The sequence below is a fragment of the Acidobacteriota bacterium genome (assembly GCA_038040445.1).
GTDB classification, from domain to species: domain Bacteria; phylum Acidobacteriota; class Blastocatellia; order UBA7656; family UBA7656; genus Onstottus_A; species Onstottus_A frigus.
The window spans coordinates 32,419-50,687 of the sequence record JBBPIG010000018.1 but is presented as its reverse complement, the minus strand read 5'-3'; the positions used below and the strand labels follow the sequence as shown (position 1 = coordinate 50,687).

The window sequence follows — 18,269 nt, the reverse complement described above, 5'->3', positions numbered from 1 at the left end:
TTGATCATCTCCTAGGAATTGGTTTGACCGATCGACCTTTGTCTTCCGTGTCCGTGGAAGTGCGGTCTCGATTGGTAGAAGGGTTCTCACTATTCAAATCCTTTGTAGAATCCTGCGGCTGCGGTTCATGAATCGCCGGGTTAGACTGTGCAGGGGACGGAGGAAAGAGCTTCGTAAATAGACCAAGAACCAGACTAAGTATCGTCCCGAGTATTAGAACTGTTATTGCAGAGAAGAAGGTTATGGTAAAGGTCCTCCAGGTTCCAATCTTGTCGTCCAGTGCCCTAATCCGCTGTTCGGTCTTATCCTCAAGCGCAGAGACCTGCCGCTTGTGCTCGTCCCCGAGCGTAACCACCTGCTGAGCGATGGTGCTACGTAGTTCTTCAATTTGTTTCTTGAGCGCTGCTGGAGAAGCGACCTCCCCGTGCAAGAGCCGCGCGTCCCCAGAGGTAATTTCGTTTTGGTTAGAATGCTCGCCATCATAAAGATCCCTTGTAGCTTCACTCAAATCGCTAAACCATATCATGAACACACGATCACCGCGTGTGAGAAAAATACTCTGGCTGCCAGCATTGTAAACGGCGAATTTCAGGTGTCCAGTGAAACCGGGATCAACGTGGAAGCCGGATACATTCACGAGTCCCTGACACTTGATACTGAACCGGATTGAAATAAAACCAATTGCGTAGGCCGGGATAGATACGATCTCCTCAGTCAGGAGAATGCCGAACTGTCCAGGAGGAATTAAGAGTTGTTCTCCGGGTTCAAGCTTTTGCTTCAAGCCAGTGGGTTCGCTGGTTATCAGTGCCTCGTGGCCCAAAGCTAATTCATAGGCACCGTGCTTGAGTCGCTTGAGGTCGAAGGGTTTGATCAGTTCCGTCAAGACCCGCTTTTGGAGTATCTTCTCAGTGCTCCAGAATGACATGCGTCGACAACCTTTCCGTGGCTAGTCTTCTATTGCCTCGTGGTTTCTCAATGAGAACCAAGTACATCACTTATCATACTTCTTAATTCCGCCAGAGCGGATTTTGTAATATCGCCTCGCTCCGGGCGCCCAATGAAACAGTTCAGTCTGACCATGGCGAGGCCAAACTGTGACGCCATGAAATAACCCAGATGACACAGCCCGAGGTAATTCCCGTAAGCACGGTCAAAAATATACTGGGTAGGATAATAGGCGTTCACCGCAAGTCCACCAGAGTTATCGTACGTGAAGCTCACTTGTTGAAGACATGGAAAGCCGCTGAGAGACGATCCATTGTGGTCCCTGACCGGATCAAAGCAAGCGACCTGAAGTGCTGACTGACGGGGCCTCGGCCGAGACCCATCCTTAGGCCACAAACCAATTATGTGTTGAAGTTGGTTCTTCGGCTCGCTCAAGAGTTTTCCGTTCTTGCCTCTTACACCTTGGAAGGAAATCATGCGCTCAAAGTAGGTTCCTCTTCTGTTGCGGCAATCGAGCGCCCGAAGTCTCGGGAGATACTTGTTTAGATAGAACTCAGAGAATGTTGTTATGTCTGGTCGCCCTCTTCGTGTCCATGCCTTGAAAGGGAATATCACCATTGCGGAAACGTCACAAGAGAACTTTCCCGACCGTGCCAAGGACTTTTCGAGAGCGGAGCGGATGCGCGCGTCTTCGACTGGTAAACCGTCGTCGAAGTCCGCAATCGAGACCGTTAAAGGAGCCAAGTCACTTCGGCTGTTGTCTAACACCGTAAGTAAAGCCCGCGCCCACGACCGCGATAGGTTTGTTTCATTAATCAGATTGGGAGTACTCGACATCGGGATCCTCCAAGTGCCGGTAGATGCTTCTGCCGATGAAGTCTCTACGAGATACCCGAACGAATGTGGCCCACGAGCCATCACAAGCATGGACACGAGTAATACCTGGCAGCCGCGCCTCGACGAGCGCACCCAGGGGATGATCGCCAACAGTACTTGCGCTGCTGCCTTCGAGTGTGACATTCGCCGGAAGGATGGTCAAATCTCCGACTTGCAAATCGACGGCTATCTTAGTCCAAGCGCGGTCCACGATGACGAGATGACGAGCGTTGTCGTGCCCAAGGACCGACTGACGCAATCGCTTCGGAGTAGATCGAAGCAGTTGTTCCATCTGTGTCAAAGATAAAAGCTGAAGGGAATGGTAGAGATGCTGGACTAATGTCTCGTAGCCAACCCCGAGCTGCCCCGCAACTGTGTATACCTGCAGCGGCTTACTTGCCTGAGGTATCCAGTTACGCCGACTGAATGCTTCCCTGACTGCCCACGGCGGCATAAGCAAATAACTCGCGAAGAAATTCGCCAACCGCTCTTCGGAATTGTTGTGGTGTTCTTCTTCTAGGACAGCAGTTTCTTCGATTCGACTTCCGTGTCCAAACAGCCAGTGGGCAAGCTCGTGTGCGCACGTAAAAGCTTGACGTCCAGGAGGCCGATTCGCGGGAATCAGAATTGTCTCTGACGTTTTCACATACATTCCACCTAGGCTAGTCTCAGGACGGAATATAACCTCGACCCCCAACTGTTCTGCAAGATCATAGACACAGATTGGTTGAGATCTTGATGCGGACACCCGTCGCCGCATCGCGAGCGCGTTGCGAAGAGCCTTCCTTGCAACCCGCTCCCGATCGATCATTTCTCACTGCCTCCAGATTTCCGCAACGTACGAAGAAAACGAAGCACGCGGTCCAGATCCTCGCCCTTCAGCTTTGCCAACTCGCGAGCTGCCAGTTCGACGGCGGGATCCGCGACTTCCGATTTCTCTTCCGTGAGCCAGGAGATGCTGACGTTATAGATGCCTGCCAAGCGAGAGAGCTCCTCAGCAGAAACCCGCCGGCGACCGGCTTCAATTTCTGAGATTGAGGGGCGGTGGAGGTCGAGCAATTTCGCGACTTGGCCTTGCGAAAGGCCAGCCTGTTCCCTCGCAGCTCGGAGCCTTGCGGCTATTGATGTGCGAATCGGATCGATATCAGACATTCTACTTTCGATCTCCCCTAGCGTGTCGTTCACTCTCTTGCAGCAAGTTGCACATAAGGTCGACAATTTCGCCGACCTTTCGCGGGCGGGTTGGTTTATCGCTAACCAACGGGTTGATGTTATCAGGGACGTCGTAGTTCAATTTCTCGCTGATCGCGCATGCGAAGTCAACTCCATCGTTACTATCGAGGCCAAGGTCATGAATCGGATCAGTCTCGTCCACGATTGGATCGTCATTCTTGTTCTCGGCAACTTCACGAATGCTTGAGATCACGAGCGTTCGGACTTCATCTCGGCTTAAAAGCATGTTGGGACCTCCTTCTCTTACCTCACGTAAGAAATTCTTACATCGCTCGGGTTGATATTGTCAAGCGCAGAGCAGAGCAAGAGTTGAACGGAAGGCCATTGCAGGCGTATAAACGACGCAGGAAGAGGAAGCGACCATTGAAGAACAATCGATTTCCCAAGGGCTGGACCGACGAGAAGGTCCGTAGCGTGATCTCGCACTACGAGCGCCAGACTGAAGGAGAAGCGCTCGCCGAAGACGAGGCCGTATTCAGTGATCCCACGAAGACAGTCATAGAAGTTCCCAGAGAATTACTGCCAGCTATTCGCGAGTTGATCGCGAAACATCAATCAAACGCCAAGTGAAGCTCGGCTGCAGCGAATCGTAGCGACGTGCTTTAGAAGAACAAGAGTGGCCCGAGATCAGAAGGCGGAAAGCCGGTTCGGCAAAGCACCATTTCGTGCGATCGAATTCGGCGGTAACCGTCAGCGCGCTTATCGAGTATCTGAGGTAGAGGATCTTGAGCGCAGATGGGGCCTCAACGCTTCGGAGGTCCATATGCCGCGCCTTATCAGAGTCCAGCGCCTCACTGCGCGTCCAATAGCGCACACTCGCTTCCGTTTCGGCTTCGCTACTCGTATTGCTGCCTGGCCCAAGTCAGCCTGCGTTTTGACACTCAGCGGCTGCCTGGTTGTTGCGGCGTATGGTGCGCCGCTCGTCTGCGCTTACGAGCTTGGAGGGCCGAATCCTCTAGATGCAAGTGCGCGACGTTCATCGGGCAGGAAGACGGTGATCGAAGTTCGAACTTCGCCCGGTGTATATCTGCCGGGACCGGCGTTTAAGACACTGGTCACCTCATCGAAGCCCGTCACTCCTCGAGTGCCAGAGTTTCTACAACAGAGCATCGAACAAACGCTGTTGAGGAACGATCCCAGACTCAGGGCAGCGCAAACCGCGGCGGATACTTCGATCGCCTGCACCATCACTGATCTCAGCGTGTCGCCGGGGGTTGAAACCAGAACAAGGCAGGAGTACCAGCAGACCGGGCAAACAACCGTGACCGATCCCGAGACCGGCGCCACCCGCATCGAACCCCAATACACATACGTCGACGTGCCATATCGGGCGCTCGTTTTTGAGGCACGAATGAGTGTCAAATGCGAAGTCACAGACGTCGCGACCGGAATCCTTCTCTACTCGGACAGGTTCGACGCGGTCTACACGGATGCGCGAGAAGTTGGCGGCGGTCCAAGCGTTCCTTCGCTTGATGATTTGAATTTCGTCTACCTGAAACTCGCGGACACCGCGGCTGGTCTCATACTGGCGCAGCTCTCCCCGCGTGTTTACTCGGAGATCGTCGCGCTGCCTTCGGGAAAGCTGAAGGAGGCCAGCAAGCTGTTGGAGTCGGGTCTTTGGAGCGAAGCGCTAACTCTTCTGTCGAGCATGCCTGCGTTCAAGGACCTGAAGGACGACGCTTATCGCTTCTACAGCATCGGTGTCGCACACGAAGTATGGCGTACGTTCTATTCTCGCGGAGAGATATATCGCATTAAGCGTCGTAACAATGAGCACCCAACGGCAAGCGGTTCAGTTGTCGAATGCTTTGTGCTCTCACCGGATCGGCAATGCGGCCGAAAGAGCCGGGTTGTTTTGCCGCTTGTTTTGTCTGGCCGCCGCAGTAGAGACCGGCAGCAGTCAACAGGCAACCCGCTTGTTAAAACAATCAGGGTGCACCTATCATGCAATTACCTGGACGTTTGACGGCAAATCTTTAGCAGGACGAACACCTCAAAGGATAGCCAATGGTTTCTCAAAAAGAATTCGATCGGTTTGTGAATGATTACAATGAAGACTACATCCTCCTCCTTACGCGCGCCAGTAAGCGCCACTATAATTGCCTTATTACGTCATTCATGGTTCTAAAGGATTTGTATAACATGATCCAGGTGATGTTTGACGCCGAACAATACACCTACAAGACACTGCCATACCCGTACACATTTCGAGCCGACGACGTGTTGCTAAGGCAGCTAGGCTTTGACGATGAAGGAATCGCAAACATCTTTGGCTTCCTTTATTTCGTCAAGGAGACTCAAGGAATGGAGTTTGAAGCTTGCCTGGACGCCGGCACGCTAGCGATGTGCGCGAGAGTGAGCTGAGACTTTATGAGTCAATCAACAGCGGAAAAGATTGAAGCACATATTGATCAGCTAATAGAGACTTGGATCCACGCCATACGCGATGACCCGAGCATTGAATCCGACGACAATTTATCCAAGCCGGAACTGATAGACCACGTCCCGGCAATCATCGAGGAGATTTGCAGACTGATACGAAAGGACGAAACGCCCGACGTGCGAAACAGTCATGAGGCCCGGGCGAACGTTTACACTCGCTTTCATCAAGGTTACACGGGGCGCGATCTGATACGCGAGCTGTCGCTATTGCGGATAACCTTGCTCGATCATCTGCTGGTGATCTCATCCGACGAATCGCGCGGTCTTGACGCTGAGGAATGGCATAGGGCCGCCAGGATACTCAACCTCTATTTGGATGAGGAGATGGTTTATGCGATCTCGGTCTACAGCAAGCTTCCGGGCGATTCGCAACCAGAAGCCACCGATAGCTAAACAAACACCCGAATCACGTCTCAATGCCTATATTGATCAGCATTGCATCGGTACAAGGTCTCTGAGCGCAGGCATATCACTACCGGCTGCCGGGCCGCGTCGACAAAACTGCGCTAGTCCGGGCGCTTGAAGATCGTCGGCAGCGACGGACACACACGACGATGATTCGAGCTCTAGCGCTCAAGTAGCAGGCCCGCCTAGGCCCATTTCTTCCCAAGTTCTTCAAGCCCCGCCTGCGCGAGGTCCTCCGGCGACATCACGATTCGAAACTGGCAGTTGCCGTTGAAGCTTAAAAACCACGGCTCCGCGAACGCCGGGATCTGGGATGCGCGCTCAAGGTCGATCACCAGAATAGCGGTTCGGTTGCCGTCCAGTTCGGTGAAATAGACCGACTCCGCCTTCGAGTCCTCGAGGATTCGATTGAGCGTTTCGCCGGCGGTTCCATTCCTCACGGCGGTGTTGAATGGTTCAAGCGGAAGGGCGACGGTTAGCAGTACACGCATTGTTGTCTCTCCTTAAGTGAAGTTACTAGTCCGGTCCTCAGGGGGAAGTTTGTCGTTCAGAGTTCAAGCTTCAGCTTGCGTGATTCGATCGGGTAAAGCCCTGGAAGCAAGCTGAAGCTTGAACTCTGAACGACGAACTTTCCGCCTAAAGGCCGAACTACGAACGCGTCTGTCTAGTTTTGGTCCTACTTGATTGCGGCGAGGATGCGTCTGAAGAGCTCGTTGCCGTTTGCCTGGTGCCAGCGCCAGACCACAACCAGATCGTGCTCGGGGTCGATCCAAATTGTATTCGTACCGTTGCCGATCGCCGCAAAGCTCGAAGCGGGCGCTGACGGCCACTGTCTCTTTTGTGTGTTCAGCCACCACAAGAATCCATAGTCCGGCCCGAGGGGTCCCGGCGTTATCGCCATCCGAACCCACTTCTCAGAAACGATCTGTTTCTCGCCCCATTTGCCGCGCCGCAGGAACAGGTAGCCGAAGCGAGCTTCATCGCGAGTGCTGATCCACAGGCCGCCGCCCCAACGCGTGCCGCCGCTCACCGAGGTCATCTTCTTGCCGTCGATCATCACGTCGGAGTTGTTGTAGCCGTGATACTGCCAGGTGGTTGAAGCCCCAATCGGATCCATCACGTATTGTTTGATCACTTCAGGCAGCGGCCGCTTCCAGAGCGTGAGCAGCGAGAGCGAGAAGCGATTGATGCGCACGTCGTTGTATTCATAGAACTCGCCGGGCCCTTTCAACTCGCGAGGCTCGCGGCGTCCCCTGCCAAACTGCTCGACGCCGATGAAGTCGTGTGACTTGCCAAACATCGTGCCCTCCCATTCACTCGTCTGGTTCGCGTGATGCCGCCAGGTGATCTTCGAGTTATGGAGCGAGTCGTAGCCGCCGTCTTTTATGTAAGCGCGAACCGGATCGTCGACGCTCTTGATCATCCCGCGATCGATCGTCAGCCCGAGCACCGTGGACAGAAAGCTCTTGGCGGCGCTGTAGGTGGGATCGATCCGCCGGGTGTCGCCCCACTCGGCGACAATGTAGCCGTTGCGAAGAATGATTCCATTGGTTTCGCCGCGCTCCTTGGGCAGCGGCCCGAGCAATGCGCCGAAGGTCTGGATCTGAGTCGAGAAGTCGCGAGGCTGCTTTGTCTCCTGGGTCTTCGCGAACGCGACTGCCTCATCGAGCAGCGCGGCGTCAAACCCGGCTTCAGCGGCGGTCCGGCGCTCCCAGTTATCCCCGGCCGGTGGATAATAGGCCGAGGACGGAGCCGGCTTTTGTCCAACGGCAACGCTCGCAAGGAACGTCAGGGCGATGACTGCGGTGATCAATATTCGTCTCATTGTCTGGTCCTTTTTGCTTCGGCGTCATTGAGTGAAGCTGTCTCAACGCGGGATGCGAACTTAACGCTATTCGAGGGCGATTGTAAAGTCAGATTGAGTTAAGGCGTTCGTCGAAACACAGGATGCAGGCTGCTGAAAAAGGGTCTCGCCACTAAGACACAAAAACACGAAGCTACACCAAGTCAGGCTTTGTGTTCCTTTGTGTCCTCGTGCCGTAGTGGCGATAGATTGGTAAGCAGTCTGCCAGGCGGAACACGCGGGCGCTCGTGATCTGAGCGTCATCTCACAGACTGAAATGTTGACTCGCTCATTTAGGGCTTCGGGGTAGAACCCGGCGCGTAGTATCCCTGGCGAGCACGTACGCGCAGCTCCGGGCGCTTTGGCGCGCGCACGGTGATCGGCCTGAATCCTCCATCCGCCCGCTCATCGGTCGAGTAGTACCCCAACAAGTATTGAGCCTGAAGCTCCTCTGCGATTTGATGGAACACCGCTTCGAGATCGGTAATCTTTGCGGGAACGAATGCCTTCCCGCCGGTTTGCGCTGACATTGATTCCATAAAGCTCTGGCCTCTCACGCTCACCTGATTCAGGCTCAACGCAGACCCGCTCGGGTTGATCGAATAGAAGAGGCAATCATTCTTTTGCAATTCTCGGAGCGCATCGGCGAGCTTATAACGCTCGCTATAGTTTTCTTCACCATCGGAGATAACAACAATCACGCGCCTGCTGCCGGCTTCGGCGGTCTTGCCGAGGTAGAGCGCCGCCTCGACCACCGTATCGAAGAAGGCCGTAGGTTCCTTCAGGGGCTCGATGGACATCAGACCGCTCGTAGCCTCTTCACCGCTTGTGGTGCGCGCTTTTATCAGCTTTGGCCTGGTACCAATCGAAAACACGGACACCGCATCGGCCGGTTTGAGCACTTGTTTGATGAAGCGGACTGCCGCTTGTTGCTCGAAGGTGAACTGCCCGTGAGTGCTGCCTGAGATGTCGAAAAGGAGGGCGATTTCGGTAGGCACCTTTCCCGGTTCCCCCAACGAGATGAGGGTTTGCGGTCGCCCGGCTTCCTCGATCACAAAATCCTGAACACTGAGATCGCGGACTGGTTTCCCGGTAGCGTCCGACGCCGACAGCGGCACGGCGACCAGTCGGGACGTCAAACGAATGGCTTCGTCCTGATCTTGTGGCGGTTTCTGCGCGGGGCTAGTCTGAGGCGGCGACTGGGCGGCGATCATCCGATCGCTGGACATGAGCACGGCCATTGGCATTGGCATAGCCAGGCTCGCCAACAGTGCCATAGTTGTGAATAACAATGATAGAGGCAAGTCCCACTCCTCTGATGACAGTCAGACTCAAAATCGAATCGAGGCGTCCGGCAAACTTCGGTGTGTCGCGGTCTCAGCGGGCAGCGGACCGAGGCGACAAACTGGACTTGTCGAACGTCATTGAGGCGTGACCTGAACTCGAAGGCCGCTCCGCATTCAGGGTCACGCCTCTTCTCTCTACGCATCGTGGGTGCTACCGCTCGCGGGTCGTGCTCACAGAGCGATTGACGTTCACCGGGTTCGTCAAACCCTTGCTGACCAGAATCGAAATCTCGACGCGCCGATTCTGTTTGCGCCCGTCGCGAGTGGAATTATCGGCGACCGGCATGGCCTCGCCATATCCGAACGGCAGTACTATCCTGCGCAGCGGAATGTTGTGATTTTCCGCAAGGTAGTGCAAGACCGCCTCGGCTCGTCGCTGGCTAAGAACACGATTTGAGTTTTCGGCGCCATCCGCTGAAGCGAAACCGCGCACCTCGATCACGAATCCCTTCTCGGTCTTTGCCTGAGTCGCGATGGCGTCGAGTATGGACTTGGCTTCGGGTGACAGCACTGCGCTGCCGACTTTGAAGCTAATGCTTTCGCTCTTTCGCACTTCATAGTCATCCAGAGACGAGATGCGATCGTTAGTCCTGTTGACGCCGTCGACAGCGACTTCTGCTGTTTCCTGGGCCGCTGCCGCTCCGCCCTTCGCGAGATTGGCAACCTGAGTCAACTCGTCAAGCTGACCCGAGAGCCGCTGGGCATTCTGCTCGGTTCGGGCGACGCGTTCCTCAGCCTCGCCAAGCCGGTTTTCAACTGGCGCCACCGTCGAATCTACCGCGAGAGCAACTCTAAGATCGTTATCGGAGAGCTTGATCTTGTCGGCGACCAGAGCGCCCGAGGAGTCTCCGCGTCCTTCGACCTCGACATAAAGACCGCGGACCAACTGGGCCTCACTAAACTTCTTGCTGCCGCGGAACGGGTTGCCCTTCTTCTCTTCTATCTTGGCGTTGCCGGCAAGGCGCACGATCAACTCGGATCCCGCCATGTCGCGCAGTCTAAAACCCTGGGCCTCGCGCTTGAGGATCATGCCTTTTACCTTCATCTTCGCACCGGACGCGACCTGCGTAGTGCCGCGGCTTGAACCGGAGTTCTGCTGAGCGGCAACCGGTACGGCTAACGCTATGAATAACACCACGAGGGGACTGAGCTTCGACAGTTTTTTCATAGTATCCTCCTGCAGCCCGCAACTGGGCTGAAATTGATTTCGTTTGAATTGGAGACCGTCCTCTTCACTGGAGAATAAAGCCAGGTCGGCCTATCAAAGAATGGATAGAGATTCGGTTCGAGTATTGCCGCACACGCCGGGGCTAAGCCGAGATCCCACGATTCGGCGTTACCCCGGCAGCGCACAGGGGGCGAACTCAGAGCAACTAGATTGATTTGGAACCGGATCATCCGCTGAAATAGCGTGCAACCACCGTGCAGCGATTCAAAAAGCGAGTTAAGCTAACCACTTCAGGGAGTTGACTAAAACTCGTTGAGGAAAACGATCGAGAAACAGTGTACTTTTTTCATCATTTTCGGGCGTTGGTGAATTACTTTCATACGTCGTGCCAGGTCGGCTAGCAAAAACCATCTCCTCAGGAGGAGTCGCAATGTCTTCGGAATTCGATCAAGAGTGTCCGGCGGTCTCGGTCTGGTTCACATCGCCAGGAATCGTGGAGCTGCGTACCTCAAGCGCGAGGCCACCGGGTCCAGGCGAAGTCCGCATCGAGGCGCTCTTCTCCGGCATCAGCCACGGCAGCGAGATGATGGTCTATCGCGGGGAAGTTCCGCCGGAACTCTCGCTCGATTCAACTCTTCCTACGCTTCAAGGCAGCTTCAGCTTTCCGGTCAAGTACGGCTACGCAAGTGTTGGTCGAGTCATCGACGTCGGGAGCGGCGTCACCGAACGGGCCGAGGGCGACCTGGTCTTCGCATTCAACCCGCACGAAACGTGCTATACAGTTCCCGCGACGGTCTTGATCGGGCTTCCGCGGGAACTTGATCCGCGCATCGGCATCTTTGCTGCCAATCTCGAGACCGCCGTGAATGCTTTGCTGGACGCTGCGCCTCGTTTGGGCGAAAGGGTTGTCGTGATCGGTCAGGGAGTTGTTGGTTTGCTGATAACCCACCTGGCGCGCAGAGCGGGGGCGAGCCTGGTGGTAACCAGTGACTTATACGAGAAACGCCGGCGGTTGTCGCGATCAGCCGGCGCTGATCTGGTTGTTGACCCCTCAGCGGAAAGCCTTCCCGAGCGCGTGTCCGCCTTGACCGGAGGAACGGGAGCCGATGTGGTGATCGAGGCGAGCGGGCAACCGCGTGCTCTGGATGAGGCCGTCAAGGTCGCGGCTGCCGAAGGTCGCGTTGTGGTGGTCTCGTGGTACGGCACGAAGCGAGCGGACCTGGCTTTGGGCAGCGATTTTCATCGAAAGCGGCTGACGCTGAAAAGCTCCCAGGTCTCCAATCTTGATCCGTCGCTCACACCGAGGTGGACCATTTCGCGCCGGCGAGAGCTCGCCGTCGGATACCTGAGTGAGTTGTCACTCGACGAGTTGATCAGCCACGTGCTGCCGTTCGATCGCGCGGCCGAGGCTTATCATCTGATCGACGAGCAGCCCGCCGAGGTCATACAGGTTGTTTTAGATTACGAGAGGCACTAAGGCATTCCGTGAGGCTCTATGCAGAAATTTGAGATAGGTATTGTGGGCGAGTTTGAATCCGCACATTCGCTAAACGGCGACTTCGGTCCGGCGACACGTCTTCACGGGCACACCTACCGAGTCGAGGTCAGCGCCGAAGCCAGCGAGATTGACTCAACCGGAACGTTCTATGATATCGGGCGGCTTCGCGCTGAGTTGATCTCGGTGCTGGAGCCTCTCCACTATCGCAATCTGAACGAGGTTGCGGAGCTTGCAGGGATGAACACCACGGCCGAGGTCGTCGCCCGGTACATTTTCAAGAAGCTGGCTCCGGTCCTTCGGACGGCCGGTATCGAAGGACTAAAGGTTACCGTGTGGGAATCGAGTTCGTCGTTCGCTTCGTACCGCGAGTCGTTCGAGACTTAGAGAAGAACGGCCAAAGGACTTGGAGAGTCGCGGGTTTAAGCGGACGGCCATTTCTGGCGCCCGTGAAGCACCCTGAGGAAATGAACAGCGTTCTTTTTCAAGCGATAGACAATCAGGTATTGCGTGCCTGATACAACTAGTTCGCGAGTTCCGTTGACTCTTCCTTGGCGGCCGGCCTCGGGGAACTGAATGACGCGTTCAGTCGCGTCCACGATGCGCGAAGCGATCTCGCGGGCGGCGTCTTGATTTTCAAGACCGATGTATTCTCGCGCGTGAATCAGGTCCCGGATTGCTGCTCGCGCCCAAACCGGTTTCATTTCGGCGCATCCTTCTCTCGATCCGCGCCCCAGCTATCGAGCCATCGGCGGACCTTCTTATGATCCACGACGCGCCCGGCTTCGGTGTCGGCGACGCCTTGGGCTACGGCCTCGAGGAACTCGTAGCGCTCGCGCAACTCTTGAAACGCGGCTGGAGACATTAAGACCGCAGCAGGTCTGCCATTTTGAGTGATTACCAGAGGCTCTTTGCTGTCAGCTAGCTCTCCGATGATCTTGGATGCTCGAGCCTTGAACTCGCCGAGAGGTACGATCCCTTCCGATACGTTGACGTCGCGCATTGTTGCAAAACCATCCTTGAAGATCAAACTCGAATTCAGCTCCAAATATAGATCAGAATTTGGATGAGTACAAGGTCTCTCAGCGCAGAGTTAACGATGCCTGAGAAAGCTTATTTATTCGATAGGCCGCTATCTAATCAAGTGTCCTGCCTAATCAAGGCGGGAGGCAAAGAGTCGCCAGCTTGGAAATCTGATGCCGAGGCTGGGGCGCGGTACATCGTTAAGCATCTGGCTCCAGTCGTGCGGGCCGGAGGACTCGAAGGACTCAAGGTTACCGTGTGGGAATGGACTTCGTCGTTCGCTTCGTACCGCGAGTCGTTCGACTCATAATCTCGATCCGATCATAGATGGTATCGCAGGTCTGTGCCCACGTAGGAAGCGAACCGGCGAGCTCGCGGCTGCGGCGGCCGAAGTCCTCTCTTAATACAGTGTTGGTTGCGAGCCGTCGTATGGCGCCGGCGAGAGCCGCCGAATCCGCAGGCGGCACAATTAGCGCATTCGCACCTTCGCGAACTATTTCATTTGCCGGCCCGGTGCGAGTTGCCACGATGGCCAGGCCCGCGTGCATCGCCTCGGCCAATACAATGCCAAAACCTTCATACAGCGAAGGGAAAGTGAATATGCCGGCCCGCGAATAAAAGTGGCCCAGGTCCTCGTGAGCAACTGCCCCGTGAAAGATAACTCTTTCGCTCACACCTAAAGCGTTTACCTGCTTCACCAACTTTTTGTAATAGCGCGGCTCAACGTTCACGTCTCCGACCAGGTCGAGCGTGAGCGGAATGTCCCGAAGTAACGCGAGCGCACCGATCAAATGATCGAGCCCTTTGAGGCGGGCGCAGTTCCCCACGAACAGGAGCCGTAGCGGTATGGCGCCGGTCTCACCTCGTTCCCGCGTTGCACCCGAAATCGGCGCAGAGCCAGGAGACGCGAGTACAACGGGCACTCCGCTCCCGACCAGTCGTTCAACGTCGCTGCTGATAAAGCGGCTCACCGTCACAATCAGTTGAGCCGAGCGCAAAGAAACCCGCTCAACCATTCGGACAATGAATCCGACGGGCGGTTTCACCGCGCGCCATCTGACCTGATGTACGATGATGACTAACCGAACCCTGCCGATGAGCCAACACGCAACATTAAACAGGAGTGTTGTGGGGTGAGCCCATCCATCCTCGATCACAACGTCATACTTCCGCCTTGCGAGCCGTAGCAATAAGAGGGGAGCAATCGCCAGACCCGCGACAAGGCCGGCAAAATAAGGCAGGTCGGGAACCGTTACCATCTCCACCCGAAAGCCCCGTTCGGTCAGGCTGTCGGCAAGCTTTCTGTCGTAAAAAGAACCCCCGGTTTGCCGCTGAATATCTCCAGGGACCACGAATAGGATGGTCGGTTCATGTGGAAATGGATTACGCACCGGTGCTTCGCTAATTATTGCCGGATCGAACGACAAAGCATCACTGTATCGTCACGTAGCGTTCGAAGCGCGCGACTTCCTTCGCCCCGACGTATTTTCCAATCTCCTTGCGGAACTGCTCGATCGACTTGTATGGGCGGTACTCCTTGAACTCTCGCAGCATTCGCGGACCGAGACCCGGGATGCTCAGAATGTCCTCGTCGCTCGCTGTGTTCAGGTTGATTGGAATAAAGCCGTACTGGGCCAGCCGCGCCGTTTCCGCTGGGCCCACATACTTGCCGATCTCCTTGTCGAACTGCGCGAAGCTCCGCCACGGCCGGTACTCGGCGAACTCACGCGCCATCCGGTTGCCGGCCCGGGGTATCAAGACAATTTCTTCGCGCGAGGCGGTGTTGAGATTGATGTGAATGAATGCCTTCTCGTAGAACTCCGCCGCTTGTTGCGCGGTGAGCGATTGGCTGAGCAGGAACGCGTTCAGGTCCAGGATGCTCATAAACGGACGCTTGTCGATGATGCCTTTCACAATGGCCGGAGTCATGTGGGGCAGCGCCAGCAGGTCCTTCTCGGTTGCAGCGTTCGCGTCGATCAGCCCAAGAGACTTGCCGACCTGGCCATCGACGTTCACGCTTAAGCTCACCGCGAGGACAATCGACCCGAGGGTCGCAAACAGCAACGCACGCTTTCGGTTCATTTCAATCTCCTCTATTCGTTATTTTGTCGCTGGGTCGCGCGCCCGACACCGGGTAGCGATAGGCATAAGCCAAACCCAAGAGTCCCAAGTGTATCATTGCGCCCGGCCCCAGCGCAGGCGGCGCTTTCGCCCTGATGGCCTTGAGGAACAACTCGAGTCCACTGAGATCGGGGTTGACCTCCAACTGGAACTCCATGCTGCCCCGATAGTGAAACACTAGTCCGGCAAGGCCGCCCAGCACGAACAGTATCATCAAGAGCTGCAGCGTCCTCAGGCTCGCGCGCCCTTGATGGATGACCTGCCACGTAACCACGACGAGCCCGAGCGTCAGCAGAATGAGCGGAATCAGTTGTAGCCGGTCCTCGAAGTGATCAAGCAGAACCAGCTCGGTTCCCGTGCCGAGAAGGCCTAAAAGGAAAATGCCGAGCAGGATGCGGCGGAGCGCGCGAGGGACGTCCTGCTTCGTTTGGTTAGCGGCGTAATCAGACTCGCCGCCTGCGTATTCTCGGCTCACGTTGGAAGACTCCACAAAGAATGATGCTGCAAGCGCCGCGAAACGTTTATCGAGATCCGGAATCGTTCTCGGTTAATGCCGATTCAGCCGCCGTGTTTGTGCTGCTGATAATGCTGCCGAAGCAGGTCCTTGCCGTAGTCGTTTCCGTTCGGCGTGCGCATCACGACGTGAATGTGCTCGCGGTTCGGCGCTCGCGGGTCCTTGGCCAGGTGTCGAAGATTGGCCGGCAGTTGGTGGTCAAATTCGATCAGGATCACCGGGCTGTGAATGCGATAGTAGAAGACGCTGGTGGGCTCGGTGCCGCCGATCCACGCGAACCAGGTGTTGTCGAGGTGCCGGCGGATCTCGTCCATCTTGACCCGGGCGTGGCCGTTGTCCATGTTGTCCACGTAGAGCGCGATCAGATCGAGCAACTGTTTCCGCTCCTGCTTCGAAAGCTCCGACGCTCGAACGCCGGCATAGTCCAGAACAACATTGTCCTTGAATGCTTCAGTGAGGTTGTTGTTTCCAGTCTTCGAAGCCTGAACGAGCGCCTTCTTGCGAACGTCTTCTTTGAACGCGTTGATCATCGCAAGGCCGTTGTTCTGCTCGTCTTGAAGAATAGTGGTGCCCTTGTACTTCCCTGAAGCAGCGGTCACCGGCTCCGACCCGGCGAAGAAGGGTGTCATCACCACCTGATCGCCCAGCACGAAGTAATTGATGATCGCGTGGTGGCCGTCCAACTGCCAGCCCCATGGCTCCTTGGCGGAAGGCGTGCCCATCACCGTGATGTTGTAGAGCCATTCCCCGTAGGCTTCGAAATCGTTGTTGTTCAACTCGCCCAGCGTATGATTGAGCCGCATAATGTCACGCGTTTGCTTCAATCCTTTTGCGCTGAGCGACGCGCGCATCAGCCCGAACGCCGCCTCGCGCTGAGCCTCGCTCATCTCCTTGAAGCTGACGCCCTGCCGCACGTAGAAACTCTGGTTCATCCATTTGCGCCATTCCGAGTCATCTGTGGAGAACATCGTTTTAGATCGCTGCTCGAGGCTCAGTGCGGCAAGGAATGCACCGGCCGCTTTCTGAACCGGTTCGGTTGATACGCCGGTAGAGTGGATGGCGAACAGTCCGGGCGCAATCTGTCCATTCGTGGTGATCCCATTGAACGGCTCGGCCAGGCCTTTTGTTTCGGCGTCCACGGACATCTTCCGGAATCGTTCGATGCGATCCTGCGCCGGTTGCTGAGTGAACGCGCTGGAATCAAACAAGGGAAGGGAAACGAGAATCGAGACGAATGTCACCAGTAGAAGGCGAGACCTTCCGGGATTGCCAGCTAATGTCGCCGCAGTTCCGTCACTGACCTGAGCGCGCTTGACTTGTAGCATGAGAGCCTCCTGGTTTTCTTAGCTCAACCGGCTGAGCGCAGCGAGCGGCATTGTATAAGGCTGTCGTCAGCAAGTCGAGGGCGGCCGCCCTGGGAGCGCAGGCAGCCCTGCCTGCCTGGCGTTGCGAAAGAAAGAGATTAGCTTTGGCATAAGCAAGCAGGCAGGGATGCCTGCGCTCCCAAGGTACCGGTGGCGCAACTACGCACAACCGTGGAATTATAGTGGCCCATGTCTTTACCCGATCTTTCTCCTGCACTCAGCAAAGAGTCAAACAACAAACCGAAAAGATCATCGTTCACCGCGTTGCGCCACCGGGATTTTCGCTTATTGTGGATTGGCCAGCTCATATCGGTCACCGGTTCTCAGATGCAGCTTGTGGCGATCAACTGGCACGTCTACGTGCTGACAAAATCTCCGCTGGCGTTAGGCGGCGTCGGGCTTGTGCGTGTGTTGCCCATCATCTTCTGCTCGCTTTTGGGTGGTGTTGTCGCCGACGCGGTCGACCGGAAGCGATTGATGCTGGCATCGCAAAGCGTGATGTTGATTAGCGCGGCATTGCTGACAGTGATGACGGCATCGGGGCTGGCCAGCCTCTGGTCCATTTACTTGCTTACAGCCATTGCTTCGGCCGCGGTGGCATTCGACAATCCCGCCCGTCAGGCTATGCTGCCAACACTGGTGCCTCTGGAGGATTTTCCAAACGCGGTCAGCCTTGGAATCCTGGTCTTCAATTCTGCAATGATCGTTGGGCCGGCGCTCGCCGGGTTGCTTCTGAGCGCGCGCGGACCTGCGGTGATCTATGGTATCAATGCGGCCTCCTTCGTCGCGGTCATCATTGCCCTGCTGCTCATGAGCGCGAGCGGCCGCGCTGAAGCCGAAGCCCCAGTAGCACGGATAAACTTCGGTGCGCTTCGCGAAGGGCTGCGGTTCGTGTGGCGCACCCCAATCATTGTGCAGACAATGATGCTTGATTTCATCGCGACTTTCTTCGCCTCGGCGACGGCTCTGCTGCCGATATTCGCAGCGGAGATTCTGAATGTCGGAGCGCGCGGGCTTGGCTTTCTTGCCGCGGCGCCGGGAGCCGGTTCGATCATAGCCGGGCTCGCCATGGCACGGCGCGGAGTTATGCGGAAGCAAGGCAAGGCGGTGCTCATTTCCGTTGCGATCTTCGGAGCGGCCACAGTTGCGTTCGCTTTGTCGCGCTGGTTTTGGCTCTCGCTGCTGATGCTTGCGATCACCGGCGCTGCCGATACCGTGAGCACGGTGTTGCGACAAACGATCCGCCAGTTAGTCACGCCCAATTACCTGCGCGGACGTATGACGTCGGTCAACATGATTTTTTTCATGGGCGGGCCGCAGCTTGGTGAATTCGAGGCCGGCGCAGTTGCCGCGCTCATCGGCGCCACGCTATCGGTTCTGACAGGCGGCGTTGGGTGCCTGATTGCGGTCGGCGCCGCCGGCATCTGGGCGAAGAGCCTGTTGCACTACGAGGGACATTCGCCAGAGGGAAGTAAACGCTGAACGCGTCTTCGT

At 56.2% G+C, this 18,269-nt stretch carries 21 protein-coding genes; 7 read left to right on the top strand and 14 right to left on the bottom strand.

Features of this window, described 5'->3' with window-relative positions; all coding sequences use genetic code 11:
• Positions 1 to 4: 4 nt before the first annotated feature.
• The 4 genes from AABO57_18880 to AABO57_18865 form a co-directional block, all read right to left on the bottom strand.
• Positions 5 to 925: a hypothetical protein gene (locus AABO57_18880; protein MEK6287788.1), complete on the bottom strand. Its 921-nt coding sequence runs from the start codon at positions 923 to 925 to the stop codon at positions 5 to 7.
• Between the two features lie 831 nt (positions 926 to 1,756).
• A complete protein-coding gene (locus AABO57_18875) occupies positions 1,757 to 2,581 on the bottom strand; it encodes an ImmA/IrrE family metallo-endopeptidase (protein MEK6287787.1) in 825 nt (274 codons plus the stop codon).
• 47 nt (positions 2,582 to 2,628) lie between these two features.
• Positions 2,629 to 2,973 carry a helix-turn-helix transcriptional regulator gene (locus AABO57_18870; protein MEK6287786.1) on the bottom strand — a complete coding sequence of 115 codons (345 nt, stop codon included), beginning with the start codon at positions 2,971 to 2,973 and terminating at the stop codon, positions 2,629 to 2,631.
• 1 nt (position 2,974) lies between these two features.
• Positions 2,975 to 3,280 carry a phosphopantetheine-binding protein gene (locus AABO57_18865; GenBank protein ID MEK6287785.1) on the bottom strand — a complete coding sequence of 102 codons (306 nt, stop codon included), beginning with the start codon at positions 3,278 to 3,280 and terminating at the stop codon, positions 2,975 to 2,977.
• Between the two features lie 137 nt (positions 3,281 to 3,417).
• On the opposite strand from AABO57_18865, the gene AABO57_18860 reads away from it, so the two are divergent.
• The 4 genes from AABO57_18860 to AABO57_18845 all read left to right on the top strand — a co-directional run bounded on the left by AABO57_18860 (position 3,418) and on the right by AABO57_18845 (position 5,889).
• On the top strand, positions 3,418 to 3,624 hold the full coding sequence (locus AABO57_18860) for a hypothetical protein (GenBank protein MEK6287784.1): 207 nt from the start codon (positions 3,418 to 3,420) through the stop codon (positions 3,622 to 3,624).
• Positions 3,625 to 4,048: 424 nt separating this feature from the next.
• Positions 4,049 to 5,020, top strand: coding sequence for a hypothetical protein (locus AABO57_18855; protein MEK6287783.1), 972 nt, complete (start codon positions 4,049 to 4,051; stop codon positions 5,018 to 5,020).
• Between the two features lie 41 nt (positions 5,021 to 5,061).
• Entirely contained in the window at positions 5,062 to 5,418 is a 357-nt protein-coding gene (locus tag AABO57_18850; GenBank protein ID MEK6287782.1) for a hypothetical protein, read from the top strand.
• Positions 5,419 to 5,424: 6 nt separating this feature from the next.
• Positions 5,425 to 5,889, top strand: coding sequence for an RsbRD N-terminal domain-containing protein (locus AABO57_18845; protein MEK6287781.1), 465 nt, complete (start codon positions 5,425 to 5,427; stop codon positions 5,887 to 5,889).
• A 197-nt stretch (positions 5,890 to 6,086) separates the two neighbouring features.
• Here the strand turns inward: AABO57_18845 and AABO57_18840 are convergent, their stop codons facing one another.
• The 4 genes from AABO57_18840 to AABO57_18825 all read right to left on the bottom strand — a co-directional run bounded on the left by AABO57_18840 (position 6,087) and on the right by AABO57_18825 (position 10,258).
• The gene (locus AABO57_18840) at positions 6,087 to 6,392 is read right to left on the bottom strand and encodes a panthothenate synthetase (GenBank protein MEK6287780.1); all 306 of its coding nucleotides are present in this window, start codon (positions 6,390 to 6,392) and stop codon (positions 6,087 to 6,089) included.
• Positions 6,393 to 6,577: 185 nt separating this feature from the next.
• Positions 6,578 to 7,726: a serine hydrolase gene (locus AABO57_18835; GenBank protein MEK6287779.1), complete on the bottom strand. Its 1,149-nt coding sequence runs from the start codon at positions 7,724 to 7,726 to the stop codon at positions 6,578 to 6,580.
• Positions 7,727 to 8,037: 311 nt separating this feature from the next.
• Positions 8,038 to 8,997 carry a VWA domain-containing protein gene (locus tag AABO57_18830; GenBank protein ID MEK6287778.1) on the bottom strand — a complete coding sequence of 320 codons (960 nt, stop codon included), beginning with the start codon at positions 8,995 to 8,997 and terminating at the stop codon, positions 8,038 to 8,040.
• Between the two features lie 244 nt (positions 8,998 to 9,241).
• Positions 9,242 to 10,258, bottom strand: a complete 1,017-nt coding sequence (locus tag AABO57_18825; GenBank protein MEK6287777.1) for an OmpA family protein — start codon at positions 10,256 to 10,258, stop codon at positions 9,242 to 9,244.
• Positions 10,259 to 10,688: 430 nt separating this feature from the next.
• Here AABO57_18825 and AABO57_18820 point away from each other — a divergent pair, with 430 nt between their 5' ends.
• Both AABO57_18820 and AABO57_18815 read left to right on the top strand, forming a co-directional pair.
• A complete protein-coding gene (locus AABO57_18820) occupies positions 10,689 to 11,735 on the top strand; it encodes a zinc-binding alcohol dehydrogenase (protein ID MEK6287776.1) in 1,047 nt (348 codons plus the stop codon).
• Between the two features lie 18 nt (positions 11,736 to 11,753).
• Positions 11,754 to 12,140: a 6-carboxytetrahydropterin synthase gene (locus tag AABO57_18815; protein ID MEK6287775.1), complete on the top strand. Its 387-nt coding sequence runs from the start codon at positions 11,754 to 11,756 to the stop codon at positions 12,138 to 12,140.
• 35 nt (positions 12,141 to 12,175) lie between these two features.
• Here the strand turns inward: AABO57_18815 and AABO57_18810 are convergent, their stop codons facing one another.
• The 6 genes from AABO57_18810 to AABO57_18785 form a co-directional block, all read right to left on the bottom strand.
• The gene (locus AABO57_18810) at positions 12,176 to 12,457 is read right to left on the bottom strand and encodes a type II toxin-antitoxin system RelE/ParE family toxin (protein MEK6287774.1); all 282 of its coding nucleotides are present in this window, start codon (positions 12,455 to 12,457) and stop codon (positions 12,176 to 12,178) included.
• Positions 12,454 to 12,756: a type II toxin-antitoxin system prevent-host-death family antitoxin gene (locus tag AABO57_18805; protein MEK6287773.1), complete on the bottom strand. Its 303-nt coding sequence runs from the start codon at positions 12,754 to 12,756 to the stop codon at positions 12,454 to 12,456. The genes AABO57_18810 and AABO57_18805 overlap by 4 nt, the downstream gene beginning before the upstream one ends.
• A 271-nt stretch (positions 12,757 to 13,027) precedes the next feature.
• Positions 13,028 to 14,167, bottom strand: a complete 1,140-nt coding sequence (locus AABO57_18800) for a glycosyltransferase family 4 protein (protein MEK6287772.1) — start codon at positions 14,165 to 14,167, stop codon at positions 13,028 to 13,030.
• 40 nt (positions 14,168 to 14,207) lie between these two features.
• Positions 14,208 to 14,858, bottom strand: coding sequence for a hypothetical protein (locus AABO57_18795; protein MEK6287771.1), 651 nt, complete (start codon positions 14,856 to 14,858; stop codon positions 14,208 to 14,210).
• Between the two features lies 1 nt (position 14,859).
• Entirely contained in the window at positions 14,860 to 15,372 is a 513-nt protein-coding gene (locus tag AABO57_18790) for a hypothetical protein (protein ID MEK6287770.1), read from the bottom strand.
• 83 nt (positions 15,373 to 15,455) lie between these two features.
• A complete protein-coding gene (locus AABO57_18785) occupies positions 15,456 to 16,556 on the bottom strand; it encodes a DUF3500 domain-containing protein (protein ID MEK6287769.1) in 1,101 nt (366 codons plus the stop codon).
• 408 nt (positions 16,557 to 16,964) lie between these two features.
• Here AABO57_18785 and AABO57_18780 point away from each other — a divergent pair, with 408 nt between their 5' ends.
• Positions 16,965 to 18,257, top strand: coding sequence for an MFS transporter (locus AABO57_18780; protein MEK6287768.1), 1,293 nt, complete (start codon positions 16,965 to 16,967; stop codon positions 18,255 to 18,257).
• Positions 18,258 to 18,269: the final 12 nt, after the last annotated feature.